This window comes from Phenylobacterium sp. J426, from assembly GCF_024699945.1.
Taxonomy (GTDB): domain Bacteria; phylum Pseudomonadota; class Alphaproteobacteria; order Caulobacterales; family Caulobacteraceae; genus Phenylobacterium.
In genome coordinates, this window is sequence record NZ_JAJOMY010000001.1 from 1,755,233 (window position 1) to 1,781,231 (window position 25,999).

General features: G+C 69.5%; 25 protein-coding genes and 4 pseudogenes. 8 read left to right on the forward strand and 21 right to left on the reverse strand.

Annotated elements, in window-relative coordinates; all coding sequences use genetic code 11:
- Positions 1–101 precede the first annotated feature (101 nt).
- Entirely contained in the window at positions 102–1,670 is a 1,569-nt protein-coding gene (locus LRS10_RS09170; protein WP_257836977.1) for an ATP-binding protein, read from the forward strand.
- Between the two features lie 4 nt (positions 1,671–1,674).
- Here LRS10_RS09170 and LRS10_RS09175 read toward each other — a convergent pair whose 3' ends face one another.
- Both LRS10_RS09175 and mutL read right to left on the reverse strand, forming a co-directional pair.
- On the reverse strand, positions 1,675–2,076 hold the full coding sequence (locus LRS10_RS09175) for a VOC family protein (protein WP_257836978.1): 402 nt from the start codon (positions 2,074–2,076) through the stop codon (positions 1,675–1,677).
- 71 nt (positions 2,077–2,147) lie between these two features.
- Positions 2,148–4,015, reverse strand: a pseudogene (gene mutL / locus LRS10_RS09180) (DNA mismatch repair endonuclease MutL).
- A 51-nt stretch (positions 4,016–4,066) separates the two neighbouring features.
- Between mutL and LRS10_RS09185 the strand changes: the two are divergent.
- Positions 4,067–5,014 carry a TraB/GumN family protein gene (locus LRS10_RS09185; protein ID WP_257836979.1) on the forward strand — a complete coding sequence of 316 codons (948 nt, stop codon included), beginning with the start codon at positions 4,067–4,069 and terminating at the stop codon, positions 5,012–5,014.
- A gap of 38 nt (positions 5,015–5,052) precedes the next feature.
- On the opposite strand, the gene LRS10_RS09190 is transcribed toward LRS10_RS09185, so the two are convergent.
- The 14 genes and pseudogenes from LRS10_RS09190 to LRS10_RS09255 all read right to left on the reverse strand — a co-directional run bounded on the left by LRS10_RS09190 (position 5,053) and on the right by LRS10_RS09255 (position 18,451).
- Positions 5,053–5,601 carry a DUF3035 domain-containing protein gene (locus LRS10_RS09190; protein WP_257836980.1) on the reverse strand — a complete coding sequence of 183 codons (549 nt, stop codon included), beginning with the start codon at positions 5,599–5,601 and terminating at the stop codon, positions 5,053–5,055.
- Positions 5,602–5,680: 79 nt separating this feature from the next.
- Complete coding sequence (gene lspA, locus LRS10_RS09195) at positions 5,681–6,184, reverse strand: signal peptidase II (protein WP_257836981.1); 504 nt, start codon at positions 6,182–6,184, stop codon at positions 5,681–5,683.
- Positions 6,181–9,093 (reverse strand): isoleucine--tRNA ligase, encoded by a 2,913-nt coding sequence (ileS, locus tag LRS10_RS09200; RefSeq protein WP_257836982.1) that lies wholly within the window; start codon positions 9,091–9,093, stop codon positions 6,181–6,183. Before ileS ends, lspA begins: the two co-directional genes overlap by 4 nt.
- A 155-nt stretch (positions 9,094–9,248) precedes the next feature.
- A complete protein-coding gene (locus tag LRS10_RS09205) occupies positions 9,249–9,446 on the reverse strand; it encodes a hypothetical protein (RefSeq protein ID WP_257836983.1) in 198 nt (65 codons plus the stop codon).
- A gap of 200 nt (positions 9,447–9,646) precedes the next feature.
- Complete coding sequence (locus LRS10_RS09210; RefSeq protein WP_257836984.1) at positions 9,647–10,594, reverse strand: bifunctional riboflavin kinase/FAD synthetase; 948 nt, start codon at positions 10,592–10,594, stop codon at positions 9,647–9,649.
- On the reverse strand, positions 10,591–11,013 hold the full coding sequence (locus LRS10_RS09215) for a MaoC family dehydratase (RefSeq protein ID WP_308237945.1): 423 nt from the start codon (positions 11,011–11,013) through the stop codon (positions 10,591–10,593). The genes LRS10_RS09210 and LRS10_RS09215 overlap by 4 nt, the downstream gene beginning before the upstream one ends.
- Positions 11,014–11,043: 30 nt before the next feature.
- On the reverse strand, positions 11,044–11,907 hold the full coding sequence (locus tag LRS10_RS09220; RefSeq protein ID WP_257836985.1) for a TIGR01459 family HAD-type hydrolase: 864 nt from the start codon (positions 11,905–11,907) through the stop codon (positions 11,044–11,046).
- A 45-nt stretch (positions 11,908–11,952) separates the two neighbouring features.
- A complete protein-coding gene (locus LRS10_RS09225; protein WP_257836986.1) occupies positions 11,953–13,209 on the reverse strand; it encodes an EAL domain-containing protein in 1,257 nt (418 codons plus the stop codon).
- Between the two features lie 139 nt (positions 13,210–13,348).
- Positions 13,349–13,771: a glyoxalase/bleomycin resistance/extradiol dioxygenase family protein gene (locus tag LRS10_RS09230; protein ID WP_257836987.1), complete on the reverse strand. Its 423-nt coding sequence runs from the start codon at positions 13,769–13,771 to the stop codon at positions 13,349–13,351.
- Positions 13,772–13,846: 75 nt separating this feature from the next.
- Positions 13,847–15,115 (reverse strand): RNA polymerase sigma factor, encoded by a 1,269-nt coding sequence (locus LRS10_RS09235; RefSeq protein ID WP_257836988.1) that lies wholly within the window; start codon positions 15,113–15,115, stop codon positions 13,847–13,849.
- A 4-nt stretch (positions 15,116–15,119) separates the two neighbouring features.
- On the reverse strand, positions 15,120–15,512 hold the full coding sequence (locus LRS10_RS09240) for a YciI family protein (protein ID WP_257839121.1): 393 nt from the start codon (positions 15,510–15,512) through the stop codon (positions 15,120–15,122).
- 97 nt (positions 15,513–15,609) lie between these two features.
- Positions 15,610–16,488, reverse strand: coding sequence for a 3-hydroxybutyryl-CoA dehydrogenase (locus LRS10_RS09245; RefSeq protein ID WP_257836989.1), 879 nt, complete (start codon positions 16,486–16,488; stop codon positions 15,610–15,612).
- Positions 16,489–16,756: 268 nt separating this feature from the next.
- The gene (locus LRS10_RS09250; RefSeq protein WP_257836990.1) at positions 16,757–17,701 is read right to left on the reverse strand and encodes an electron transfer flavoprotein subunit alpha/FixB family protein; all 945 of its coding nucleotides are present in this window, start codon (positions 17,699–17,701) and stop codon (positions 16,757–16,759) included.
- Positions 17,701–18,451, reverse strand: a pseudogene (locus LRS10_RS09255) (electron transfer flavoprotein subunit beta/FixA family protein). The gene LRS10_RS09250 and the pseudogene LRS10_RS09255 overlap by 1 nt, the downstream one beginning before the upstream one ends.
- 179 nt (positions 18,452–18,630) lie before the next feature.
- Here LRS10_RS09255 and LRS10_RS09260 point away from each other — a divergent pair.
- Entirely contained in the window at positions 18,631–18,909 is a 279-nt protein-coding gene (locus tag LRS10_RS09260) for a hypothetical protein (RefSeq protein WP_257836991.1), read from the forward strand.
- On the opposite strand, the gene LRS10_RS09265 is transcribed toward LRS10_RS09260, so the two are convergent.
- Both LRS10_RS09265 and LRS10_RS09270 read right to left on the reverse strand, forming a co-directional pair.
- Complete coding sequence (locus LRS10_RS09265; protein WP_257836992.1) at positions 18,906–19,478, reverse strand: cob(I)yrinic acid a,c-diamide adenosyltransferase; 573 nt, start codon at positions 19,476–19,478, stop codon at positions 18,906–18,908. The genes LRS10_RS09260 and LRS10_RS09265 overlap by 4 nt on opposite strands.
- A gap of 10 nt (positions 19,479–19,488) precedes the next feature.
- Positions 19,489–19,686: a twin transmembrane helix small protein gene (locus LRS10_RS09270; RefSeq protein WP_257836993.1), complete on the reverse strand. Its 198-nt coding sequence runs from the start codon at positions 19,684–19,686 to the stop codon at positions 19,489–19,491.
- Positions 19,687–20,007: 321 nt separating this feature from the next.
- On the opposite strand from LRS10_RS09270, the gene LRS10_RS09275 reads away from it, so the two are divergent.
- The 3 genes and pseudogenes from LRS10_RS09275 (at position 20,008) to LRS10_RS09285 (ending at position 22,000) form a co-directional block, all read left to right on the forward strand.
- Entirely contained in the window at positions 20,008–20,658 is a 651-nt protein-coding gene (locus LRS10_RS09275) for a TetR/AcrR family transcriptional regulator (RefSeq protein ID WP_257836994.1), read from the forward strand.
- Positions 20,659–20,692: 34 nt separating this feature from the next.
- Positions 20,693–21,316, forward strand: a complete 624-nt coding sequence (locus tag LRS10_RS09280) for a TetR/AcrR family transcriptional regulator (RefSeq protein ID WP_257836995.1) — start codon at positions 20,693–20,695, stop codon at positions 21,314–21,316.
- 59 nt (positions 21,317–21,375) lie between these two features.
- Positions 21,376–22,000, forward strand: a pseudogene (locus LRS10_RS09285) (glutathione S-transferase family protein).
- On the opposite strand, the gene LRS10_RS09290 reads toward LRS10_RS09285, so the two are convergent.
- Together LRS10_RS09290 and LRS10_RS09295 are read right to left on the reverse strand one after the other, a co-directional pair.
- Positions 21,997–22,791 carry an alpha/beta fold hydrolase gene (locus LRS10_RS09290; protein ID WP_257836996.1) on the reverse strand — a complete coding sequence of 265 codons (795 nt, stop codon included), beginning with the start codon at positions 22,789–22,791 and terminating at the stop codon, positions 21,997–21,999. The pseudogene LRS10_RS09285 and the gene LRS10_RS09290 overlap by 4 nt on opposite strands.
- 58 nt (positions 22,792–22,849) lie before the next feature.
- Positions 22,850–23,758 (reverse strand): M15 family metallopeptidase, encoded by a 909-nt coding sequence (locus LRS10_RS09295; RefSeq protein ID WP_257836997.1) that lies wholly within the window; start codon positions 23,756–23,758, stop codon positions 22,850–22,852.
- A gap of 48 nt (positions 23,759–23,806) precedes the next feature.
- Between LRS10_RS09295 and LRS10_RS09300 the strand changes: the two genes are divergently transcribed.
- Positions 23,807–24,769 (forward strand): L,D-transpeptidase family protein, encoded by a 963-nt coding sequence (locus tag LRS10_RS09300; RefSeq protein WP_257836998.1) that lies wholly within the window; start codon positions 23,807–23,809, stop codon positions 24,767–24,769.
- On the forward strand, positions 24,693–24,893 hold the full coding sequence (locus LRS10_RS09305; protein WP_257836999.1) for a L,D-transpeptidase: 201 nt from the start codon (positions 24,693–24,695) through the stop codon (positions 24,891–24,893). Before LRS10_RS09300 ends, LRS10_RS09305 begins: the two co-directional genes overlap by 77 nt.
- A 1-nt stretch (position 24,894) precedes the next feature.
- Here the strand turns inward: LRS10_RS09305 and LRS10_RS09310 are convergent.
- Positions 24,895–25,990: pseudogene (locus tag LRS10_RS09310) on the reverse strand (Rieske 2Fe-2S domain-containing protein).
- Positions 25,991–25,999 lie beyond the last annotated feature (9 nt).

Genomic DNA, 25,999 nt, shown 5'->3' on the forward strand with positions numbered 1-25,999 from the left:
TCACGAAGGTTTCGCAAAAGGTTCACCGAACGGGGACCGTCGTCTAACCCCCCGTTAGTGTCATTCCACCTTTCCTCGCGCGGAATTTCGCGAGGCCGCGTATGACGTTGTTGCTGGATATTGCGCCGTTCATCTCGCCCGTCTCGCCCCACGCGACCGGGAGCGAGATCTACAAGCGCTTCCAGGCCGAACCGGACACCCTGGCCATCGCCGTGGTCGATTCCGAGGACCGGCCGCTCGGCCTCATCGAACGGAATGCGTTCCTCGTGCAGATGGCGGCCCAGTACGGCTACGCGCTTTGGGCCAAGCGCGCGGTCTCGCACCTGATGAAGACCGATCCGGTGATCGCCGACGGCGACGTCACGGTCGCCGAGTTCTGCGGCCGAATCCTCGAGGAAAGGCCGTCGGAGCTGCTGCACGGCTTCATCGTCACCTGCGGCGGCCGTTACGCCGGCGTCGGCACCGCGCTGGCCCTGCTGCAGGCGACCGGCGCGGCGGCTTCGGCCCATGCCCAGGAGATGAGCCGCCTCGCCCAGGAAACCCAAGAAGCCCTGGCCGCCAAGGGCCGCTTCCTGGCGGTGATGAGCCACGAGATCCGCACGCCCCTGAACGGCGTCCTCGCGGTGGCCGAGATCCTCCGGCGCAAGGCGAAGTCCCCGGAGCTTGCCCCGCTGGTGGACACGATCCTGGAGTCCGGCGGGGTGCTGCTGCGGCTGTTGAACGACGCCCTCGACCTCAGCCGCGCCGAGGCCTCTGGCCTCGCCCTCGACGAGGCGCCCGTCGCCGTTGCGACGCTACTGGACGACGCCAGCGGCCTGTGGGCGGCGCAGGCCGAGCTCAAGGGGCTCGCTTTCGAGGCGCGCTACGAAGGCCTCTCCGGCGTCTGGGCGCTGGCCGACGCCGGACGCCTGCGCCAGGTGCTGAACAACCTCGTCGGCAATGCGGTGAAGTTCACCGAATCCGGACGCGTGGACGTGCGGGTCGGCTGCGCTGTCGAGGCCGGCCATGTCCGGCTGTGGGGCGAGGTGACCGACACCGGCCCCGGTATCCCGGCCGAACGGCTGGGCGACATCTTTGAACCCTTCCACCAGACCGAGCAGGGCCTGCGTCAGGGCGGGGCGGGGCTGGGCCTTGCGGTCTGCCGCCAGATCGTCGAGCGGATGAACGGGACCATCGCCGCCGCCTCCGAAGGCCGCGGCGCACGCTTCCGCTTCGAGGTCCCGCTTCACCAGTTGCAGGAACCCGCGGAAGCGGCGCCGGCCGAAGCGGCCGACGAGCGGACGACGGAGGCGCTGCACGTGCTGATCGCCGACGACAACGAGACCAACCGGATGGTCGCCCGTACGCTCTGCGAGATGTTCGGCTGCACGAGCGAATGCGTCGAGGACGGCGCGCAGGCCGTGATCGCTGCGGCCACAGGACAGTTCGACCTCATCCTGATGGATGTGAAGATGCCGGTGATGGATGGGGTGGAGGCGACCCGCCGGATCCGGTCGCGAAGTGACGCCGTCTCGCAGGTGCCGATCCTGGCGCTCACGGCCAACGCCGATCCGGCTGACGCGGCCTTCTACCGTTGCTGCGGCATGAACGGCGTCGTCGAGAAGCCGGTGAAGCCCGAACGCCTGCTCGCGGCGATGAATGCGGTTCTCACCCTGGCCGAGGCCGCCTAGCCGCTCACCAGGTGATCAGGACGCTGTCGGCCGAGCGTTCGTGCGGGCCGTGATAGACGGCTTCCACGTTGTTGCCGTCCGGATCGAAGGCGAACGCGGCGTAGTAGCCCGGATGATAGTCGCGCTCGCCCGGGCCGCCGTTGTCGCGGCCGCCAGCCGCGAGCACCGCGGCATGCCAGCGACGCACCGCCGCCTCGTCCTTGGCCTGGAAGGCGAAATGCGCGTGGCTGTGGACGTCGGCAGGACCTTCGTCCACCCACAGCTCGTCGCAGAAGAAGTAGCCGTCCCCCTCGACCAAGGGCAGATCGAGTGCCTCCATCGAGGCCTTGTAGAAGCGTTTGGAGGCCTCGAGGTCCTTCACCCGCAGGTGCAGATGGTCGATCAGGCGGCCGCGGCGTGTCTCCATGGCTCAGCTCTCCCGTCAGAGATCGTAGAACCTACGACTGCCGCCGCAGGTTGCGGCGCGCGGCGGAGCGTTCAGCGGCGGCCGAAGAGGCGCTCGATGTCGGCTAGCTTGAGCTCCACATAGGTCGGCCGGCCGTGGTTGCACTGACCCGAGTGGGGGGTCGCCTCCATCTGGCGGAGCAGGGCGTTCATCTCCGGGGCGCTCAGCCGCCGGCCCGCACGCACGGAGCCGTGGCAGGCCATGGTCCCACAGACCTCCTCGAGCCTCTCCTTCAACGCCAGCGCCTGGCCGTTCTCCGCGAGGTCGTCGGCGATGTCGCGAACGAGCCCGGCGGCGTCGGTTTCGCCGAGCAGGGCCGGCACCTCTCGCACGAGGACGGCGCCCGGGCCGAAGGCTTCGACGACCAGGCCCAGGGCCTCGAGCTCCTCCGCACGGGCGATGACGCGCTCAGCCTCGGCCGGGTCCAGCTCGACGACCTCCGGCAGCAGCAGCGCCTGGCGGGCGACGCCGCCCTCGGCCATCTGGCGCTTCATCTGCTCGTAGACGAGACGCTCGTGGGCGGCGTGCTGATCGACGATGACCACGCCGTCGCGGGTCTGGGCGACGATGTAGGTCTCGTGCACCTGGGCCCGCGCCGCGCCCAGGGGATGGTCGACGGGATCGAAGGCGGGCGCCGGCTGAGCCGGATCGGCCAACCCCTCCGGCGCGCCGGCGGCGGGTTCGGCCCGGGCGGAGAGCTCGTTCAGGCCCGGGATGGACTGCACGGCCGCGGCGAGCGACCCGCCCTGGAACGCCCCAGACGGGGCCGGCGTCCAGCCGCCCTCGCGCCACGCCGAGAAGCCGGCCGCGGACGGCTGCGGCAGGGCCTGGGGACGGAAGCCCCCGAGAGCCGCCATCGAAACGGTCGTCGACGCGCGGTGGCCGGCGGCGGCCAGAGCATGGCGCAGCCCGCCGACGATCAGGCCGCGGACCAGTCCCGGATCGCGGAAGCGCACCTCGGCCTTGGCGGGGTGCACGTTGACGTCGACGAGGCCGGCGTCGAGCTCGACATAGAGGGCGCAGGCCGGATGCCGGTCTCGCGCCAGGAAGTCGGCGTACGCGCCGCGCAAGGCCCCCTGCAGGAGCCGGTCGCGCACGGGCCGGCCGTTGACGAACAGGTACTGGTGGGCCGCGTTGCCGCGGTTATAGGTCGGCAGCCCCGCGTAGCCGGAGAGCCGCACGCCCTCGCGCTCGTGGTCGATCAGCAGGGCGTTGTCGGAGAATTCCCGGCCCATGACCGCGCCCAGTCGGGCGAGGCGACCCTCCACGTCGTCGCTCTCGGCGGGCAGGCGCAGGGTGCGGCGGCCGTCGAGATCGAGGGCGAAGCTCACGGCGTGATGCGCCATCGCCTGACGCTTCAGCTCCTCGGTGATGGCGAGCGCCTCGGCACGCTCGGACTTCATGAACTTCAGACGCGCTGGCGTGGCGTAGAACAGGTCCCGGACCTCGACCCGCGCGCCGTGGGGGGCCGGGGAAGGCCGCGGGCGAGACCGCGCCCACCGCGCCGCCCTCCACGAAGATGGCGTAGGCGTCTGCGGCGCCGCGGGCGCGACTGGCGATCGACAGGCGTGACACCGAGCCGATCGAGGGCAGGGCCTCGCCGCGGAATCCCATGGTGGCGATGCGCAGCAGGTCGTACTCGCCGTCCTCGCCGGGATTGAGCTTGGACGTGGCGTGCCGTTCGACGGCCACCGGCAGCTCGTCGGGGGCCAGGCCCGAGCCGTCATCGGCGACGAGGATGCGGGTCAGCCCGCCGCCGTCCGCCTGAACCTCGATCCGCGAGGGCGCCGGCGTCCAGCGCGTTTTCGACCAGTTCCTTCACAGCGCTGGCAGGGCGCTCCACCACCTCGCCGGCGGCGATGCGGTTGATCAGTTCGGGCGGGAGTCTGCGGATGGGCATGTCAGGATTTCGCCGGGACCGTCCTACATAGTACGATTCCAGAGGTCCCCCATGTCGAACACCCGGCGCGCGCTCAATCGTCTCGCCTGCCTGGCCGCCGTCTCCGCGGCGCTCGTCCTGCCCGCAAGGGCCCAGGTTCCGCCGGCGCCCGTCGACCCGGACGCCGCCCTGGTGGAAGAGCTCGTGGTGGTGGCTCGCCTGCCCGGCCCCGCCTGGTGGCGCGTCTCGGACGGCGACACCGTCGTCTATGTGCTGGGCGTGCCTTCACTCGCGCCCAAGCGGATGGAGTGGGACCGGGCGATCTTCGAGAACCGGTTGGCGGGTGCAAACGCGGTGGTCCTGCCGTTCACCAACATCCGCGCCAAGGGCGTGGGCGTCCTGGGCTCGGGGCTGAACCTGCTGCGGCTGCGTTCGGGCGGCCCTTTCGAGGACCGGCTGGATTCGACGACGCAGCGCCGCTTCGTCGCGGTGCGCGAGCGGCTGGGCTATCCGGCCAAGCACTACCCGACGTCGAACCCGCTGGCGGCCGGCGTTCAGCTCGCCTCAGACTATCGCGAGCGATCGAACCTGACGACGACCGACCCCGCCAAGCTGGTCGAGCTGCTGGCGCGGCAGAGGGGCGTTCCGGTGGTGGAGAAGACCTACGACATCGGTCCGCTTCTGGGAGCGATCCTCCGCACCTCGTCGCAGGTGGGCCGGATCTGTTTCGACGAGGTGCTGGCCCAGGCCGAGGCCGGGCCTGGCGTGACGCTGCAGGCGGCGCGGGCCTGGGCCGCCGGGAACGTGCCCGGCGCGTTGGAGAACGAGCGGACCTACGAGCGCTGCCTGGCCATGGTCCCCGGCGGACGAGCGTTCGACGAGCGGATGAAGGCCGACACCGCCGCGGCGATCGTCGCCCAGCTGCGAAAGCCCGGCCATGCGATCGTGCTCGTGCCGCTGCGCCCCTGCTGGCGCAGGGGGGCGTGCTGGACCGCCTGCGCAGCCAAGGGTTCGAGGTGAAGACGCCGGCGGGGGATCAGCAGGCGTCGTGATCGCCCTTAGAGGCCTGGCAGCTTGATGCGGCTGGAGCCTTCGCGCTGGATGATGATCGGCTTGTTGCCGGTCAGCTTGGCGATGCGCTCGGCCTCGGCGGTGGGGTCGATGTTCTCGGCGATCGCGGGACCGGCGGCGACCTGGGTCGGCGCGTCCTTCTTCCAGAACATCACCTTGTCGGCGAAGCCCTTCTCCTTGTGGGCCACGTCGCCGAACTCGTCGTCGACCACGTAGCGGATCAGGGGATCGGCGCGCTCGGCGCCGGCGCGGGCCACCAGCAGCTTCTCGCCGTCGGACCGCAGCTCGGCCTCGCGCTGACCCAGCAGGGCGTTGCGGGCGGCGCTTTCGGGCTGCAGCTCCTGCGGGCGCGGCTCGCCGGGCGCGGGCGGGCGGAGGGCGTAGTCGGGCGGCACCACCAGCGGCGCCTTGGTGACGACGCGGAACTCGTCAGGGGTCACCTTCGACATGCCCAGCGCTTTCTGGGTCGACTGGCACCCCGCCAGGCCGACCGCCGAAAGCGCGGCGACAGCGAGGATCACACGGTTGACGCTCATGAACTTGAACAAGCTCCTTGGGCCGCCCCCGGCCACGAACGGAAGGGAATAAACCAAACGGACCGGTCCGCCAACGGCGTCACGCAGACGCGGCCCCGGGCCCTTCCTGCGCCGGCTGTTCCTTGCGCAGGCTGTCGAGCAGCAGCAGGACGACCCCGATGGTGATGCCGCTGTCGGCGATGTTGAAGATCCAGGGGAAGACGCCGATGCGGCTGACGTCGATGAAGTCGACCACGGCCCCGAAGCGGGCGCGGTCGATGGCGTTGCCGATCGCGCCGGCCATGACCAGGCTAAGACCCACGGCCGGCAGCCAGCGCCCGGCGCGGCGCGCCCACAGCGCCAGCAGGACGGCCACCGCAACCGAGAACACGACGAAGCCCCAGCGGACAATGTCGTTGCCGGCCTGGAAGAGGCCGAAGCTGACGCCGTTGTTCCAGATGCGGGTGATCTGCAGCGGCCAGACCACCTCGTGCGGCACCTGTTCGGGCAGGGTGAGCGCCCAGAGCTTGGTGATCTGGTCGAGGACGATCAGCACGAGGGCCAAGCCGTAGGCGGCCCAGCCGTGACGGGTGATGCGGCTCATGCGGAGGCCTTTCCGTGCGCCCCGTTCGCGCGCTTCGCATCCCAGGCCTCGACGGCGTTGTCGCAGCGTTCGCACAGGAATTTCGGCGGGCCGACCTCCGGCAGGCGGCGCCAGCAGCGCTCGCACTTGGCGTGGTCAAGGACGTGGACGGCGGCGGACATGTCGCCCGCCAAAGCGACCGCGGCGGCGCTGGTGCGGAACACCTCGGCCGGGTCCAGGCCCTCGAAGGCGGCGAGGTCGGCGGCGTCGGCCAGACTTACGCCGACCTCGGCGTCGAGCGCCGAGCCGATGGCCTTCTCGCGCCGCTTCACCTCCAGTTCGCCGGTGACGTGGGCGATCACGGCCTTCACCTTGGCCCAGCGCTCCGCCTCGGCGTCGTTGCGCCAGTCGGCCGGCGTGGTGGGGATCACCCGCAGGCAGTTGGAGTGGGCGTCCGGATAGCGCGTGGTCCAGGCCTCTTCGGTGGTGAAGGGGATCAGCGGGCTGAGCCAGGCGGTGAGCCGCTCGAACACCGCGTCCATCACCGTGCGCGCGGCGCGGCGGCCGAGGTCGTCAGGGCGGTCGCAGTAGAGGCTGTCCTTGCGGATGTCGAAGAACAGGGCCGACAGGTCGTCCTGGCAGAACTCCAGCACGGGCCGGATGACGTCCTGGAAGGCGTACCGCGCGTAGGCGTCCCGGACCTGGGCGTCGAGCTCCCACAGGCGGTGCAGGACGTAGCGCTCCAACGGCGGCATCTGCTCCAGTTCCACCGCCTCGTCGGCCGTGTAGTCGGAGAGCGCGCCCAGCATGTAGCGGACCGTGTTGCGCAGCTTGCGGTAGGCGTCGGACGTGGTCTGCAGCACCGTCTTCCCGATGCGGCTGTCGTCCGAATAGTCGATCATCGCTGCCCAGAGCCGGATGATCTCGGCTCCGTTATCCTTGATGACCTGTTCCGGGTCGACGACGTTGCCCTTGGACTTCGACATCTTCTCGCCGTTCTCGTCCATGGTGAAGCCATGGGTGAGGATGGCGTCGTAGGGCGCGCGGCCTCGGGTTCCGGAGCTCTCGAGCAGGCTGGACTGGAACCAGCCGCGGTGCTGGTCCGAACCTTCCAGGTAGAGGTCGGCCGGCCAGCGGGTGTGGGCGCGGTTCTCCAGCGTGAAGGCGTGGGTCGAGCCCGAGTCGAACCAGACGTCGAGGATGTCCTCGACCTTCTCGTAGCGGTCGGGATCGTGCGAACCCAGGAAGTCCGTCACCGGGCGGTTGAACCAGGCGTCGGCGCCCTCGGCGCGGATGGCGTCGACGATGCGCTTGTCGACCTCGGGGTCGTGCAGCGGCTGACCGGTTTCCTTGTCCACGAACATGGCGAGCGGCGCTCCCCAGGCGCGCTGGCGGCTGATCAGCCAGTCGGGCCGGCTCTCGACCATCGAGCGGATGCGGTTCTTCCCACCGGCCGGATAGAAGGTGGTGGCCTCGATGGCCTCCAGCGCCGCCTCGCGCAGGGTGCGGCCGCCGAGTTCCTTGGTGTCCACCGGCTCGTCCATCCGGATGAACCACTGCGGCGTGTTGCGGAAGATCACCGGCGCCTTGGAGCGCCAGGAGTGAGGATAGCTGTGCTCCAGCCGGCCGCGGGCCAGGAGGCGGCCGGCCTCGATCAGCTTCTCCATGACCGCGCCGTTGGCCGGGCCGAACTTGCCCGCCTTCTTGCCATCGGTCTCCAGGACCTTCAGGCCGCCGAACAGCGCGACATGCGGATAGTAGGCGCCGTCCGGATCGACGGTGTCGGGGATCTCGCGATGCCCGTGGGCCAGCCAGACCAAGTAGTCGTCAGCGCCGTGCCCGGGCGCGGTGTGGACGAAGCCCGTGCCCGCGTCGTCAGTGACGTGGTCGCCGGCCAGCAGCGGCACGGCGAACCGGTAGTGGCTGTCGAGGTTGGCCAGCGGGTGCTCGCACTCCATGCCCTGGCAGTCGACGGCCTCGACGCGTCGGTGCTTGGCGACCTTGGCCGCGGCCATGACGTCGGCCGCAAGCTTGTCGGCGACGATCAGGCGGTCGCCCGGCCGGGCCCAGGGCTCGAACTCGAGGCCCTGCTCCATCGCCTCGACCTCATAGACCGAATAGGCGATGTCGGGATTGTAGCTGATCGCCCGGTTGGCCGGGATGGTCCAGGGCGTGGTGGTCCAGATGACCACGCTGGCGCCCCGCGTGGCGTCGCTGCCTTCGGTGACCGGGAACTTCACCCAGATCGTCGGGCTCACGTGGTCGTGGTACTCGACCTCGGCGTCGGCGAGCGCGGTGCGCTCCACCGGGCTCCACATCACCGGCTTGGAGCCGCGGTAGAGCTGGCCGGAGGCCACGAACTTGTGGAACTCGGCGACGATGGCGGCTTCCGATCCGTAGTCCATCGTGGCGTAGCGGTTTTCCCAGTCGCCGATCACGCCGAGGCGCTTGAAGCCCTCGCGCTGGACGTCGATCCAGTGAGCGGCGTACTCCCGGCAGCGGGTGCGGAACTCGGCCTTGGAGACCTCGTCCTTGCGGCGGCCCTGGCTGCGCAGTTCCTCCTCGATCTTCCACTCGATCGGCAGGCCGTGGCAGTCCCAGCCCGGCACGAAGTCGACATCGTAGCCCAGCAGGAATCGCGAGCGGACCACGAAGTCCTTCAGCGTCTTCTGCAGGGCGTGGCCGATGTGGATCGCGCCGTTGGCGTAGGGCGGCCCGTCGTGCAGCACGAACAGCGGCGCGCCGGCCCGCTGACGCTCGGCGCGCATGGCCTTGTACAGGTCGAGCTCGGCCCAGCGGGCGAGGATCTGCGGCTCCTTCTGCGGCAGGCCCGCGCGCATCGGGAACGGGGTGTCGGGAAGGAAGACGGTCTCGCGGTAGTCGCGCCCATCCTTGGTGTCGACAGGGGGCTTTTCGGCGTCGTCGGCCATAACTCAATCCAGCAGGGTGTCGGTGATGTGCGGTGAACCCGGCGCGCGCTGGAGCTCGTCCGGCGGCGTCACGCCGGGCGGTTAATTCGCAAGCTCGTCCGACCCGAAGTCATGGGGCGAGGCTCTAACAGAGGACGCGGCCGAACCCAAGCGCGCTACGCGCCGAGGCTCCCGACAGCGATGAGGGTCAGCAACAGCAGACCGAACCCGCACGCGCTGAAGACGGTCCGCCAGAAGGGCGAGACATCCTCCTTTCCGTGGATCCTTGCCCAGCGCCAGTTCTTCCAGAACCAGAAGAGGAGGTAGAGGCCGGCGGTCGTGACCGACATCACCAGGAACTTGCGAGCGTCCACCGGATAGTAGCGGCCCTCAGCGGCGTAGGCGGCGTCCGCCCGCCGCGGCGCCGCGCCGGATGTCGCCCTCCGCGAGGGCGGCCGAGCCCCAGACCCAGGCCACCACAACGGCGACGATCGCAAGTGCGCGCCGCCAAGACCGAGATGTCATGAACACACCCGCGCTGATGCTGGCCCGCGGACCGGCGGCGCAAGTTAAGCTAGCCGAACTCCGGCATCAGCAGCGCGCGGGCGGCCTGCGCGTCGGCCATGACCTGCTGGGTCATGGCTTCCAGGCTCGGGAACTTCTCCTCGGGCCGGAGGAAACGGACGAGGTCGGTCTCGATGACCTGGTCGTAGAGGTCCTCGTCGAAGTCGAAGAGCCACACCTCCAGTAGCGGACGGGTGACGCCCTCCACCGTGGGGTTCACGCCGATGTTGGCGACGCCTGGGACTTCGCGGCCGTCGGGCAGGCGGGTGCGGGTGGCATAGACGCCGAAGCGCGGCGTCACATAATCCCCGAGGTCGATGTTGGCCGTCGGAAAGCCCAGCTTCCGGCCGAGTTGGCGGCCGCGCTGCACCGGCCCCTCGATGGCGAAGGGGCGGCCGAGAATCTGGGTCGCATCGTCGGGGCGGCCGTTGCGCAGCGCGTCGCGAACAGCCGTGGACGAGAACTTGTCGCCATGTTCGCCGACCGGCTCGGCGACCGAGACGCCGAAGCCCAGTTCCTGGCCGTAGACCTTCATGGTGGCGGGACTGCCGGTCCGGCCCTTGCCGAACGAGTTGTCGAAACCGACCGCCACGTGCCGGGCTCCCAGGCCCTCGTGGAGCACGGTCCGGGCGAATTCGCGGTCGGTCATGCCGGCCACCTCGGCGTCCATCGGCAGGACGTAGAGCACGTCGACGCCGAGCGCTTCCAGGGCGCGCGCCTGCTGGTCGGTCTTCATCAGGCGGAAGGCCGGCTCGTCGGGTCGGAAGTAGACGCGCGGATGCGGGTCGAAGGTGATGACGCCCAACGGGGCCTTCAGCTCGCCCGCGGCGCTCGCGGCGAGGGCGATCACCTGCTGGTGGCCCCGGTGGACGCCATCGAAACTGCCCATGGCCACCGCCGCGCCGCGGTCTTCCGCAGGCAGGTTCTTCCAGCCCCGAATGACGCGGATGCGCTTCATGCCGGCTTGCGAGGCGCGATGACGACGGCTTCGCCGTCGACGACGGCGCGGCCGCCGACTTCGCAGACGGTCTCCAGGGTGACGCGGCCGCGGCGCTCATCGAGCGCCTTGACGGTCACGCGGGCCGTGACGGCGTCTCCGATCCGAACCGGCCGGCGGAATGTCAGGGCCTGCGACAGGTAGATCGCGCCGGGGCCCGGGAGCTTGGTTCCGAGAACGGCCGAGATGTAGGCGCCCGACAGCATGCCGTGCGCGATCCGCTCGCCGAAGCTCGTGCTCTTGGCGTACTCGGCGTCGAGATGCACGGGGTTCTCGTCGCCCGAAACCTCGGCGAACGCGACGATATCGGCCTCGCCCACGGTGCGGGTCATCTCGGCCGCGCGGCCGATGCTCAGATCTTCGAAAAACAGGCCCTGCAAACTGGTCCCTCCGCCCGTGTCGCCGATGTCTTACCAGACGAGGTCGGGCATGGCCCAGGTCGCGGTCAGCCCCTCGACGCCCAGCAGGTGCTCGACGATCGCGAGGTCGAGCACGCCGTCGCGGACGGTCTCCTTGCCGTGGATGCCATTGGCGACGAACAGCACGTCCAGCGCCTGGGCGTTGGCGCCGCGGATGTCGGTCGGCAGCCCGTCACCAATGCAGAGCACGCGGCTCCGTTCGACCGGCCGGCCGAGTTCGGAGGACGCGGTCTGGAGCGCCAGTTCGTAGATGGCCGGGTGCGGCTTGCCGGCCATCAGCACCTGACCGCCCAGGGCCTCGTAGAGCTCCGCCAGGGCCCCGCCGCAATAGATCAGGCTGTCGCCGCGCTGGACCACGATGTCCGGATTGGCGCAGATCATCGGCAGCCCCCGGCCGACGGCGTCCCGGAAACGGTCGCGGTAGTCGTCCGGCGTCTCGTTCTCGTCGTCGAACGGACCGGTGCAGGAGATGAAGCGGGCCTGCTCCAGCGGGACAAGCTCGACGTCGAGGCCGGCGTAGAGCGGCCAGTCCCGGTCCGGGCCGATCTTCCAGAACGGACCCGGGGCGCGTTCGGCCAGCAGCGTGCGGGTGGCGTCGCCCGACGTCACCACCTGGCTGAAGCACTCGGCGTCCACGCCCAGCACCGCCAGCTGTTCGATGATCGGCGGATGGGGACGCGGCGCATTGGTGATCAGGACGACCGGGCCGCGCTCAGCTTTGAACCGCGCAAGCGCGTCCCGCGCCTCGGCGAAGCTCTCGCGGCCATTGTGGATCACGCCCCACACGTCGCACAGCACGACGTCGTAGCGGTCGGCGATCGCCGAAAGGCCCTTGGCCAGCGTCGGGGAGCTCATGCCTCGGGCGGTATCGACGCCGCCCGAGCGCGTCAATGACGAAGGCTAGCCGAAGGCGGCGCGGCGAAGCGGCGTCGGCGCCAGCACGCGGGGCGGCGGACCGGCCTCGGCGAGAACCTGGTCCTTGATGGCGCGCGGTTCGCCGAACAAATGGCCCTGGCCGTAGCCGATCTCGAGTTCGAGGATGTCGACCACCTGGCGCTCGGCCTCGACCTTCTCCGCGATCAGCTCGATGCCATAGCGGCGGGTCAGCTGCGCGAAGTCCTCCGCTGCGAGATCGGGGAGGGACTTCAGCACGAGACGCCCGTCGATCTCGACCAGCTCATCGAGCAGGCCCTGGGCGCCCACCTTCACGAACTTGACGTCGGCGCGGGCGAGATCCTGCAGGTCGAGGTCGAGGTCGACCACCTTGTCGAGGCTGAAGCGGAAGCCCAGTTCGGCCAGCTTGCCCATGTTGCGGGCCTCAATCGAGCCGCGGGCGTCGAACGCGGTCTGGCCGATCTCGAAGATCAGGGCGCCGGCGAGGTCGCGATTGGCCGAGAGCAGCTCCAGGAACTGCGGGAAGAAGCTCTCGTCGGCGAGACTGGCCATCGAGACGTTGCAGAAGATGCCGATGCGGCGGTCCTGCTTGGCGAGGCGGCGTACGATCTGCACGCAACGGAACAGCAGCAGGTTGTCGATGGCGGTGACAAGGCCCGCAGGCTCGGCCACCGTCAGGTACTCGGCGGGCATGATCACCCGGCCGCTCGGATCGCGCAGCCGCGAGAAGCTCTCGTAGAAGACCGTCTTGCGCTGGGGCAGGCCAACGATTGGCTGGAGGTAGAGGTCGACGCGGTTCTCGGCCAGCGCCTCACGGACGGTCTCGAAGAGGTTGGAGGTGCGGCGCGGCTCAGCGCCGGCCCGCGCTGGGAAGGCCAGCGGCTGTGCGGCGCCTTCCTCCATGCGCTGCTGCATCTTCTGGACGAGGCCCTCCAGCAACTGGACTTCGTCGGACAGCTCCTCGGATCGGGAATGGTCGGTCTCGACCGCCTCTGCCATCTGGGAGATCCGCGCGTCCAGCCGCTCCACCTGGTCGATCAGGATCATCTGCGCCTGGCGGACGGCGTCGATCTCGCCCTTGATGGCGCCGGCCTCGAAGGCGCGCGCGATCAGGCCGTGGAAGGCGAAGCACAGCCCCAGCCCGCCGATGAGCGCCGCCAGGCCGGCGCCCCAGCCGCCGCCGTTGCGCCACAGCGTGAGCGCGACGATCAGCGCGAGGCAGAGATAGGTCGCGCAGAGGAGCGCTAGCGTCAGCCGCCGCATGGGTCCCATCCGAATCACCTGCGAGTATCCGACGGGGAATCTCAGGAAGTCGAATGGATTAACCGTCGCAGCCGCCAAGGTTCGCCGGCGTCTGGCCAAGAGGTGCGGCGGCGGGGGGAGGACCGCCGCCGCGTGGCGTCTAGTCGCCGGCCTGGTTCATGGCCCAGCGAACGCCGAACGGATCGACGACCTCGCCGTAGTAGTCGCCCCAGAACATCTTCTGCGGCTCGGTGGTGGTGGTCGCGCCGGCGGCCACCGCGCGCCGATGCCAGGCGTCGATGTCGTCGACGATGAGCGTGAGGCTGAACGCCTGCGGTTTCTCGAAGGCGTGCCCGTGCTCGGGGTAGAAGTCCGACAGCATCACCGAGCTTCCGTTGACGTAGAGATGGACGTGCATCGTCCGACCCTGGTCATCGGGCGGCATCTGGGACGCGATCTCGGCGCCGAACGCCTTCACGTAGAACTCGGCCGCCCTAAGCGCGCCTTCGACGTTCAGATAGGCGACGACGCCGCCCTTGGTTTCGGCCTTTGCGGGGGCCTGGTGGTCCAGCGTGTCCGACATTACGGGTCTCCTTGTCCGTCCGGCCCGAGGACGAACCGGCGCGCGGGCTCCCGACAGTCGTCGAGGCCTTTCTTTTCAGGCGGCGCCGGGCTCGCTCTGCGGCGGCGCGTGCTCGGCGGCCAGCCTGTCGAGGTGCTGGCGGATGTGCGCCGCCTCGGCCGCGGTGTTGGCCAGCGAGATGGCGCGATCGAAGGCCTCGCGCGCTGCGGCGCTCCGCCCGAGTTCCAGCAGCAGCGCGCCCCGCAGGCCGTGGAAGTGGAAATAGCCGGCCAGGCGGTCGCCCAGCGGCTCCACCAGTTCGAGGGCGGCGGCTGGGCCTTCGACCTTGCTGACGGCGACGGCGCGGTTGAGGGTCACCACGGGCGACGGCGCCAGCCGCTCCAGCGTCGCGTAGAGCCGGTCGATCTGGGCCCAGTCGGTTTCGGCGGCCGAAGCGCTGCGGACGTGCAGCGCGGCGATGGCGGCCTGGATCTGGTAGGCCCCGGGGCGGCGGTGGCGCATGGCCTTGTCGATCAGCGCCAGCCCCTCGGCGATGGCCTTGCGGTCCCAGAGGCTGCGGTCCTGGTCCTCCAGGAGAACGATCTGTCCCTCCGCGTCGACGCGGGCGGGCGAGCGGGCGTGCTGGATCAGCATCAGCGCCAACAGGCCCATGACCTCGGGCTCGGCCTGGTACAGCCGCAGAAGCAGCCGGGCCAGGCGGATGGCCTCGCCGCAGAGTTCACTGCGCGCCGGGTTGTCGCCCGCCGAATAGCCTTCGTTGAACACGAGGTAGAGCATGGCCAGCACTGCAGCGACGCGCTCCGAGCGCTCGACGGCCGTGGGCGTGCCGAAGGCGACGCCGGCGGCGCCGACCTGGCGCTTGGCACGGGTGATCCGCTGCTCCATGGCGGCCTCGGTGACGAGGAAGGCGCGGGCGATCTGCTTCACCGACAGGCCGGAGACGATGCGCAGGGCGAGTGCGATCTGTTGCGTCGGCGGCAGGTCGGGGTGGCAGCAGATGAACAGCAGGCGCAGGACGTCGTCGCGGTAGTCGGCGTGGTCGATCCGGTCGGCGGCGCGCTCCTCGACGTCGTCGAGGTCGGAGAGGACCTCTTCGGACGGCAGCTCGGTCTGCTTCGATCGGCGGCGCACGCCGTCGAGGGCGGCGTTGCGGCCGACCATGATCAGCCAGGCGGCCGCGTCGCGGGGCGGGCCGTTCTTCGGCCAGTTCTTCATCGCCCGCAGGCAGGCGTCCTGGAACGCCTCCTCGGCGGTGTCGAGGTCCCGGAAGTAGCGCAGCAGGGCGCCGACGGCCTGGGGCCGGGCCGCCGTGATCGCCGCGTTGATCCAGGCCAGGTCCGTCACGGCGCTACGCGCTCACCTTCTCGGCGGCGTCGGCGGGCAGGGCGCCGGGCAGGAACAGCCGGATCGGGCGGATCTCGTAGGCGCCGCCCGGATTGGCGCGGCCGAGGTCACGGGCAATCTCCAGCGCCTCGTCCAGCGTCTCGCAGTCGATGACGTAGAAGCCGAGCAGTTGCTCCTTGGTCTCGGCGAAGGGGCCGTCGATGACCATCGGCGGATCGCTCTTGCGCAGAGTCGTGGCGGCCGTCGTCGGCAGCAGGCGAAGGGAGGGGCCGAGCTTGCCGGCCTCCGCCAGCCGGTCGTGGACCACGCCCAGCCTGGCCATGACGGCGTCGTCCTCGGCCTTCGTCCAGGAGAAGACCACGTCCTCGGCGTTGTAGCAGAGCAGGGCGTAGAGCATCGGCGCGTACCTCATCCGAACCTAAAGGACGGGGGAGGATAGGGCGGGCCGACAGGCGGCGGCGATCTTTTTCCCGGCCCGGCAAGGGCGGGGAAGGTCAGCGCGTCGGGACGGGCTTTTCGCCGCGATAGTCGTAGAAGCCGCGGCCCGACTTGCGGCCGAGCCAGCCGGCCTCGACGTACTTCACCAGCAGCGGGCAGGGCCGGTACTTCGAGTCCGACAAGCCCTCGTACAGCACGTTCATGATCGACAGCACGGTGTCGAGGCCGATGAAGTCGCCGAGCTCCAGCGGCCCCATCGGATGGTTGGCGCCCAGCTTCATGGCGGTGTCGATGGCGTCGACCGTGCCCACGCCTTCGTACAGCGTGTAGATCGCCTCGTTGATCATCGGCACCAGGATGCGGTTCACGATGAAGGCCGGGAAATCCTCGGCGTTCGAGGTGGTCTTGCCCAGCGACTTGGCGAAATTGACCGCGGTCTCGTAGGTGTCGGCGTCGGTGGCGATGCCGCGGATGATCTCCACGAGGTTCATCAGCGGCACCGGGTTCATGAAGTGCAGGCCGATGAACCGCCCGGGGCGGTCGGTCGTCGACGCCAAGCGGGTGATCGAGATCGACGAGGTGTTCGACGCCAGGATGGTGTTGGCGGCGAGGTGCGGCGACAGCGCCTTGAAGATGGCCTTCTTGACCTCTTCGTCCTCGGTCGCCGCCTCGATGGCGAGGTCGGTCTTGCCGATCGTCTGCAGCTCGGGCGCAGCCTTGATCCGGCCCAGGGCGGCTTCCATGGCCGCCGGCTCGATGATGCCGCGTGAAACCTGGCGCGTCAGGTTCTTCTCGATGGTCGAGAGACCCTGCTTCACCCGGTCTTCGCTGACGTCGTGCAGCAGGACGTCATAGCCGCCCAGGGCGCAGACGTGTGCGATGCCGGAACCCATCTGGCCGGCGCCGATGACGCCAACCGACCTGATCTGAACCATTCAGCCTTGAGCCTCGATACGGCGCCCCGCGGAGCGCGCCCGATCTTTGTGACGGCTTTCTAACATGCCCTGTGCGCGGTGCGGCAAGGCTTTTGCTGCGCCGCAGCACCGCTTGTTTCGCGCTGACGTCGGGGAAGGGTGGGTCCAGCCGAGGTCCAGGTCGGCGCGCACGAAAAGGGGCGGCCCCTGAGGAGCCGCCCCAATGTCGATCCGAGCGGGGTAGATCCTGCACGGGCCTGGCGGCCCGCCGAGACGACCCGCTGCGCAGTTACTTGCCGACCTTCGACAGCTCGTCCATCAGCTCGGGCACGGCAGACTTGTAGTCGGCGACCAGGCCGTAGTCGGCCACCTGGAAGATCGGCGCGTCGCCGTCCTTGTTGATGGCGACGATGACCTTGGAGTCCTTCATGCCGGCCAGGTGCTGGATGGCGCCCGAGATGCCCACGGCGATGTAGAGCTCGGGGGCCACGACCTTGCCGGTCTGGCCGACCTGGTAGTCGTTGGGCGCATAGCCGGCGTCCACGGCGGCCCGCGAGGCGCCCACGGCCGCGCCGAGCTTGTCGGCGAGCGGTTCGATGACCTTCTGGAACTCTTCGGCCGAGCCGAGGGCGCGGCCGCCCGAGACGACGATCTTGGCGCCGCCGAGGTCGGGACGGGCCGACTTCACGATCTCCTGGCCGACGAACTTCGCCTTGGCCGGGGCGGCCGGAGCGGCGATCGTCTCGACCGAGGCCGAGCCGCCTTCCGCCGCCGCCTTGAAGACGGTGGGGCGGACGGTGACGATCTTCTTGGAGTCCGAGGAGGTGACCGTCTCCAGCGCGTTGCCGGCGTAGATCGGCCGCACGAAGGTGTTGGCGTCGACGACGTCCACCACGTCCGAGATCTGGGCCACATCCAACTTGGCGGCGATGCGCGGGCTGATGTTCTTGCCCTGGGAGGTGGCGGGCGTCAGCACGGCGTCGTAGTTCGCGGCCAACGGAACCACCAGGGCTTCGAACGCCTCGGCCAGGCCCTGGCCCAGCTCGGCGCTCTCGGCGGCCAGCACCTTGCGGACGCCGGCGATCTTGGCGGCTTCCGCGGCGATGGCGGCGGTGTTCGTGCCGGCGACCAGGACGTCCACGTCGCCCGACAGCTTCTGCGCCGCGGTGACGGTCTTGTGGGTGTTGTCCCGGAGGGTCTGGTTGTCGTGATCGGCGATGACGAGAACGGCCATTAGAGGACCCCCGCTTCGTTCTTCAGCTTCATGACGAGGTCGGCGACGGTTTCGACCTTGACGCCGCCGGCGCGCTTCGGCGGCTCGGTGACCTTGACGACCTTGAGGCGCGGCGCGGTGTCGACGCCGAGCGAGCCCAGCTCCTTCACGTCGAGCGGCTTCTTCTTGGCCTTCATGATGTTCGGCAGCGAGGCGTAGCGCGGCTCGTTCAGGCGCAGGTCGGCGGTGACGATGGCGGGCAGCGTCACTTCGATCGTCTGCAGGCCCCCGTCGACTTCGCGGGTGACCTTGGCCGAACCGCCGGCCACTTCGGACGGCGCTGGCGAAGGTGGCCTGAGGCCACTCGAGGATCGCGGCGAGCATCTGGCCGGTGGCGGCGTTGTCGCCGTCGATGGCCTGCTTGCCCATCACGACGAGCTCGGGGTTTTCTTCCCCGATCAGCGCCTTCAGCACCTTGGCGACGGCCAGGGGCTCGAGATCCTGGTCGGTCTGGACCAGGATCGCGCGGTCGGCGCCCATGGCCAAGGCGGTCCGCAGGGTCTCCTGAGCCTGCGCCGGGCCAACGGACACGGCGACCACCTCGGTGGCGGCGCCCTTCTCCTTCAGCCGGACGGCCTCTTCGACGGCGATCTCGTCGAAGGGATTCATCGACATCTTCACGTTCGCGAGGTCGACGCCCGTCTGGTCGGCTTTCACCCGAGCCTTGACGTTGTAGTCGATCACCCGCTTGACCGGGACCAACACCTTCATGGGTTGCTAGCGCCTCAAATTTGCATTGCGAAAAAATGGGACGCCCGGGGCATAAAGCTTCCGGAGGGGTTTGCAAACCCGTCGCAGAGGCGACCTCGGGGCAACCGTCTTCGCAGGCGCCGCAATTCGGTCGCCGCGACCGGCTAGCGAACGTCGCGCAAGTTTTCTAGAAGGCCCGCATGAACCCCACGATCGAGCGCCTCAAGCTGATCTTCCTCGGCGTTTTCGGCCTGGCGGTCGTGGGCGTCGTGGTGTGGACGGTGGGTTGGGCGATCCCCGGCAAGCGCTGCACCGAGGCGAAGAAGTGGTGGGACGCCGGCGAGCGCGTCTGCGCCCAGCCCGTGCTGATCTCCGACATCACCGGTCGCACCATCCAGGACAAGCAGGCCGAGGCGGAGGCTCGCGCCGCCATCGGGCGCAGCGCGCCTCCGCCGGCTCCTGCGGCGATTCAGCCCTAGCGCGTCGCGCCGGACTTCCAGAACACCTCGGACCGGCCCCGGTCGTTGGCGTAGCGCGCCGCGACGAACAGCAGGTCGGACAGCCGGTTCAGATAGCGCATCGCCGGGCCGCTGACGGGGGCTCCGTGCTCGACGAGGCGGACCGCCTCGCGCTCGGCGCGACGGCAGACCGTGCGGGCCAGGTGCAGGGCCGCGGCGGCGGGCGACCCGGCCGGCAGGATGAACGACTGCAGCGCGGGCAGGGTGTCATTCATCGCGTCGATCTCGGCCTCGAGCCGCGCCACCTGATTGTCCGAGACGCGGAGCGCCTGGCCCTCGGCCTCGTCGGGCTTCGGCGGCGTGGCGAGGTCGGCGCCCAGGTCGAACAGTTCGTTCTGGATCCGCGCCAGCATGGCGTCGAACGTTGCATCGACAGGGTGCAGCCGGGCGAGGCCCAGGCACGCGTTGGTTTCGTCCACGGCGCCGTACGCCTCGACGCGCGGGTCGGACTTGCTCACCGACTGGCCGGTGGCGAGGCGCGTCTGACCGGCGTCGCCGGTGCGGGTGTAGATGCGGTTCAGGGTCACCATGTGCGGCGGCTCAGCCCTGCGACCGCCACCACAGCACGCCGGCCAGGATAAGGATGGCGACGAACTGCACGAGGACCCGCAGGCGCATCAGCTTGTTGGAATACGACCGCCCGAAGTCGCCGCCACGGAAGAGCGCATAGAGCCCGGCGGCGAGCACCAGCAGCAGCAGGCCCAGCACGGCGAAGATCACGAGATTCACTAGATCCATGCGCGCAATCTAGGCGTCGGCGAGCAGCGGGGCCATCGCAAACCCGAAATGGGCGCTTTGAGCTTGACTTGATGGTCGTTGATCATGTTCAACGAGCGTCGCTCCTGATCGAACGTTAGATTCGGCGGGGGCACGAACGAGAATACGCCATAAGGTTGCAGAGGGTGGAATGGCGCCGTCAGGCGCTTGGCTACAACCACGACGACCACCATGTTCGTGGGAATATAACGAGTTATCTGAACACGCTCACCGAGCGACGTCTCCCAGCGGCGCTCATTTGAGACAGGAACCCCCGGTCCCCCCGGACAGCCTAAGAGAACGATGAAGCACATCTCCCCGAACCAGGTCGCCGCCGAGTCCCCGGTCCGCGCCCCGACCCGTCGCGCCCTCGCCAAGCAACAGACCCGCGCCAAGGTGCTGGCGGCCGCCCGCAAGCTCTTCTCGGAAGAGGGCTACGAAGGCGCCACCATCCGTGACATCGCCGCCGCGGCAGGCATGTCGACCGGCGCGGTGTTCGCCAACTTCACCGACAAGTCGGACCTCTTCCGCGAGATCATGACCGCGGACACCGAAGCCCTGCTGGACTCCATGCGCGAAGCCGCCAGCCGAGGCCGAGGCGTCGAAGACGCTCTCCTGAAGGTCTTCATGGCCGGCTATTCCTTCTACAAGAGCCGCCTGCCGCTCGCCCGTGCAGCATTCGGCGTCTCCTGGACCCCGGACGGCGGCCCGGTGCTGCGCAGCCTGGGCCCGGTCCAGGGCATGCACGAGCTGTTCACCGAGCAGCTGAATCTCGCCATCGAGAACGGCGAGCTGCGGCAGGAGGCTGAGGCCAAGCTGCGCAGCCAGATGCTATTCGAGGCCTACCTTTCGAACTTCGTCCAGGCGATCTTCGAAGGCTGGAGCCTCGAGGCCCTGCAGGCCCGAGCCCGGGACCAGATCCGGATCCTGCTGGCCGGCGCCCGGCGCGGCTAAGCCTGAACGACCTGGGGGGGTCATGAAGGCAAGCGTGTCAACCGACGCGAGGCGGGCCGCCGCACGGCAGTCGCAGAAGGAAGCGACGCGCCAGAAGGTGCTCGCCGCCGCGCGGGAACTCTTCGACACCCACGGCTACCAAGGTGCGACGGTGCGCGACATCGCCCGTCACGCCGGGGTCGCCGTGGGGTCGGTATTCACGACCTTCGCGTCCAAGGGGGAAATCCTCTCGGAGGTGATGCAGAGCCGGCTGGACGGCCTCTACGGCGAGCTCGACCGAGTGATGCCGCATCTGCGCGGCTCCACGGCCGATCGGCTGCGGACGATGTTCGCCATCCACTTCAACTTCGAGGCGCAGCACGTGCGCCTGTTCCTCTCGCACATCGCCGCCGCCTACGATTGGACGCTGCCCCCCGCGGCCCGACCCTACGGACGCACGCCCAGACTGCAGGAAATCATCCACGAGTGCCTGCACAAGGGCGTGGAGGAGGGCGATGTCTGTCGCGAAGCCAACCTCCAGGAGATCGTCGACCTGCTCATGGCGGCCTACGCCTGGACGTACCGGCTGGTGGTCACGCGCAGCTACGACACCAACGCCCTGACCGAGGTCATGGACCGGCAGATCGGACTGATCGCCGAGGGCTTCCGGCCCCGCTGAACCGTTGCGCCGCCGCGGCGCGCGGGGCTTAGTCCGGAGGATCGCAACGGAGGCCCCCGATGATCGTCGTCCACCACCTCAACGACTCCCGCTCGCAGCGCATCCTATGGCTGCTGGAGGAGCTGGGCCTTCCCTACGAGATCAAGCGATACGAGCGGGACGCCGCGACGCGGCTCGCGCCGCCCGAGTTGAAGGCGGTGCACCCACTTGGGAAGAGCCCCGTGATCACCGACGCCGGGCGGACCGTCCACGAAGTCGGGCGCGATCGTGGATTACCTTGTGCGCCGCCATGGCGGGGGCCGACTCGCGCCGCCCGCGGACAGCGACGCCTACGAGGCCTACGTGCAGTGGCTCCACTACGCGGAGGGCTCGGCGATGCTGCCGCTGATGTTGCAGCTCTACGTCGGGCGTCTGGGCGAGGCGGGCGCGCCGCTGCAGCCGCGCATCGACAGCGAGATCGCCAATCACCTGGACTATGTGGAGCAGGCGCTCGGCAGCCGCGAATGGCTCATGGGCGAGTTCTCGGCGGCCGACATTCAGATGAGCTTCGTGGGCGAAGTGGCCCGCGCGTTCGGCCGGCTGCAGACCCGCCCGAGCCTGGCCGCCTGGGTCGCGCGCTTCCAGGCGCGGCCCGCCTATCGCAGAGCCCTCGAGGCCGGCGGCGCCTACAACTTCGCCGCCTAGAAGCTCGGCGGGAAAGGGTCGTCGAGGAGGCCGTCGAGAAAGTCGAAGACTGCGGCCTTGGTCAGGGCGTGCGGGATCGCCGAGAAGTGGTCGCAGCCGATCACCGTGACGCCACGCCCGTGCGGGAACGCCCGGGCGAGCTCCTCGGGATCGCCGGCCGTGTCGTCGCGCTGGCCGGCGACCACCAGCACGGGCATCGCCAGTCGGCCCAGATCCGCGGGTCGGAAGGGCGGGTTGCTCGTCCGGGCGAAGGCGGCGAGCGCCTTGCGATCCTCGCCCTGCTCGTCCGCGAAGTGGCGAAAGCTACGCAGCAGCGGATGGTCGATCGTCGCGGGGTCTTCCGCCAGCATGGCGTCCGACAGGGCCTGGGCCTGGTCCGGGCTGCGCGGCTCGAAGAACCGGCCGCCCACGCCGCCCAGGACGAGATTGGAAACCCGATCTGGGGCGGCCAGCGCGACCTGCAGCGCTGTACGGGTCCCCATCGAATAGCCGATCAGATCGAAGCGGCCGACGCCGAGCGCGTCCAGCAGGGCCAGCACGTCGCCGGCCATGGCCTCACGGGCGTAGGCCTCGGGCTCGCGCGGCTTGGCGCTCTCGCCGTGCCCGCGCTGGTCCAGCGCCACGACCCGCGCGCGCCGCCGCTCGAAGGCGCCGTACCAGCCGGTTCGGCGCCAACCTTCGTTCCGGTTCGAGGCGTAGCCATGAAGGAACACCGCCGTCCGCTCCGCGCCGCCCGGCGGCGAGATGTCGTCGTAGGCGATCTCGACGCCATTCAAGGTCAAGCTTGGCATGGTGCGGACCCTAGAGGCGCCACCTCGGCGCGTGCAACACAAGTTCGGCGCGAGCCGATCAGGGTTTCTCGCCCGTCCATTCCCAGTGCCACGGCTCGAACGGGTAGTTCACGAAGCCGAAGCGCCCGGCGTTGGCCAGCAGCCAGCGGTAGGTCGGCGTCTTGCTCATGAACAGGCGATTGGGATCGGCGCTGGAGTCGGGTCCGTACCCCGGCGCCTGCCCGACGTAGATGTCCATGGCCAGGCCTGTACGGTGGGGTGAGCAACGGGCGCGGGCAATGCCGTCACAATTGCCCTCCGTCGCGCAGCGTGCGGCGTCGGCGGCCGGCGAGCGGTACCCCGAGAAGATGGTCAGGTTGCGGGGATCGGCGGCGATCTCGGGGACCTGACGCGCTTCCGCGACCATCCGGCGATAGGCGGCCAGCGCGCCGGGCCGCAGCCACACCTGCTTGTTCATATAGCCCTCGTGCGGGCGAGCGGCCGCAATCTCGTTCGCCGTGTCCGGACAGATCCCCTGGGCCGCCAGGTTGACGACGGCGCGGCGCGTCTGCACCTCGGCCTTGACGAACTGGAAGTCGGCCTCGTCGAGCACGCCGTCGACCGGCAGCGACTTGCGATCCTGCCAGGCCGCGAAGGCGGCGGCGAACCCTTCGGTGTCGGGCGGGCAGGCGGTGCCGACTTCGGTCTGGATCAGCGGTGCGTAGGTCTCCCAGCCGATCTCGGTGCGCCCGAACGGTGACCAGACCTTCCCGCGCAAGGCGCTGGCGTTGGCCTGGGCCGCAGCGCGCCAGGCGGGGCTCTCGCATCCCGGGGGATCGGTCCGGCTCTCCGCCGTCCGGCCCGGTATGCCGGCCGGCGGGGCCTGCGCCTTCTGGGCCGGGGCGCAGCTCGTCACCCGGAACACGAGAAGCAGCAGCAGGACCACCGCCGCCAGGAGGGCGCCCAGGAACCTGAATGCGTCTCGCACCTTCACCATCAGCCGCAGCAAACGCGCGGCGCATCGGAGAGGTCCAGCATGAATTCGGCGAAGGCGCTTTTCCTGGCCGGCGCAGCGGCGCTGTCGCTGGCGGCGTGCGGCGAAAGAGCCGCCCAGACCGAACAGGCGCGAGCCCCGGACGTGAACCCTGCGCCGCTGCATGTTCCCCCGGCCGTCACGCCCTCGTCGAACCCGGTCGCCCAGGCGATCGACAAGGCCCAGTTCACGGGGCAGCCCCTCTCCGGCGAGGCGCAGCGCGCCCTGTTGATCCGGGCTCAGGTGCTGCTGGATCGCGCCCACTTTTCGCCCGGCGTCATCGACGGGACGGACGGCGAGAACATGAAGAACGCTGTCGCCGCCTTCGAGCGCGCCCGCAGCCTGCCCGAGGACGGTCTTCTGGATCGGGAGGTATGGAACCTGCTGGTGAAGGACGAGCAGCCGGTGATGACCGACTATGTGATCACGGAGGACGACGTCGCCGGACCGTTCGCCGAGAAGATCCCGACCGACTACAAGGAGATGGCCAAGCTGGAGAGGCTGAGCTTCACCAGCCCGCTCGAGGCCCTGGCCGAGAAGTTCCACATGGACGAGGCGCTGCTCACCGCGCTGAACCCTGGCGCCGACTTCGCCAAGGCCGGCACCCGCATCGTCGTCGCCGCGCCCGGGCCCGACGTGCTCGTCGCGCCGGTGGCGCTCGTCGAGGTGGACAAGGGCCGCAATCAGGTCAGGGCCTACGGCGCCGACGGCAGCCTGCTCGCGTCCTACCCGGCCACGGTCGGCTCATCCGACATGCCCACGCCCGACGGCGAGTGGGCGGTGAACCTGGTCGCCAACGATCCCCACTGGAACTACGACCCGAAAAAAACTGAACTTCGGCGACAAGTCGGCCGGCAAGCTGGACATCAAGCCGGGGCCGAACAATCCGGTGGGGGCAGTCTGGATCGACCTGACCAAGGACACGTACGGCATTCATGGCGCGCCCGAGCCGAAACTGGTGGGTAAGACCGCCAGCCATGGTTGCGTGCGCCTGACCAACTGGGACGCGCGCCAGCTGGGCGGAGCCGTGAAGAAGGGCACAAGGGTGGTGTTCATGGGATCCCAGAACCCCGCGAAGACCACGGCCTAGCTCAGCTCCGCCACTTCAGCACGGCGGCTTCGACGGGGTTGGCGAACGCCCGGCCCTCGCGGCGGCTGGCCGTCCATTCGCGCTTGAGCTGCTGGTACCACTTGGCCTGCCTGTCCGCGTCGTCGATCCACAGGAGCGTCGGATCGTAGCGAAGGCCCTCGTTCTGCAGGTCCACCATGTGGCCGTCCTGGCGCAAGAAGGCCCTGGCCCCCATGGCGATGAAGGGCTTGAGCAGCAGGAAGGCCGGGTGGTCGGACCAGACGATCTGAGTGATCCGCGTCTGGGCTGGATTGACCGGGGTCAGGCAGGTCAGGGACAGCACCTGCCGCTCGCCCACGGTGACGTGCTCCCAGCGCAGGCCGGGCAGGCGGAAGGTGATCTCGGTCAGCGGCTGGCCGCCGAGGATGGCGTAGGCCCGGCTGTTCTTCGACGGCTCGTGGCGGACCATCGTGAAGCCGGCGTCGCGGGGCTCGAACCGCTTGGCTTTTTCGTGCTGCGAATGCTTGGAGCGCCACCACCATTGCTGGTGCACGTAAGGGCCGTGTGCGGGGTCCATCAGGCCGACGACGGCGTGGTCGATGTGGGCGTCGAACACCATCCGGTCGACGAGCTTGGGCGCGCCGCCCACCACGCCCGGGAAGACCGGCGGCGGCTCGCCGGGCTCGGACCTCGGGTCAGCGCCGATCCAGACGAAAACCAGGCCCTGGCTTTCCTCGACCGGATAGCGGCGTACGCGGATGCGGCTGACGTCCATCGCCTGGTCTGCTGTGAGCGACGGGATGGCCGCGCAGGCGCCGTCGGCCCGGAAGCGCCAGCCGTGGTAGGGGCACTCGACGGTCTCTTGGCCGCCCTCGTCGTCGACCACCCGCCCGGCCGAGAGCGGCGCCGCCCGGTGGGGGGCAGATGTCGCGCAGGGCGAACAGCTCCCCTTTCCGGCCGCGGCCCAGCAGCACCGGCTCGCCCAGGATCTCGTGCCGGGCGAGCTTTCCCGGCTTCAGGTCGGACGAAAGGGCGGCGAAGTACCAGATGTCGGTGAGGAAGCCCTCGCCGAACTTCGCAGCGCGCGCCCCCGTGCTCTTGGTGTCGCCTTCGGCCATGGCCGCCTA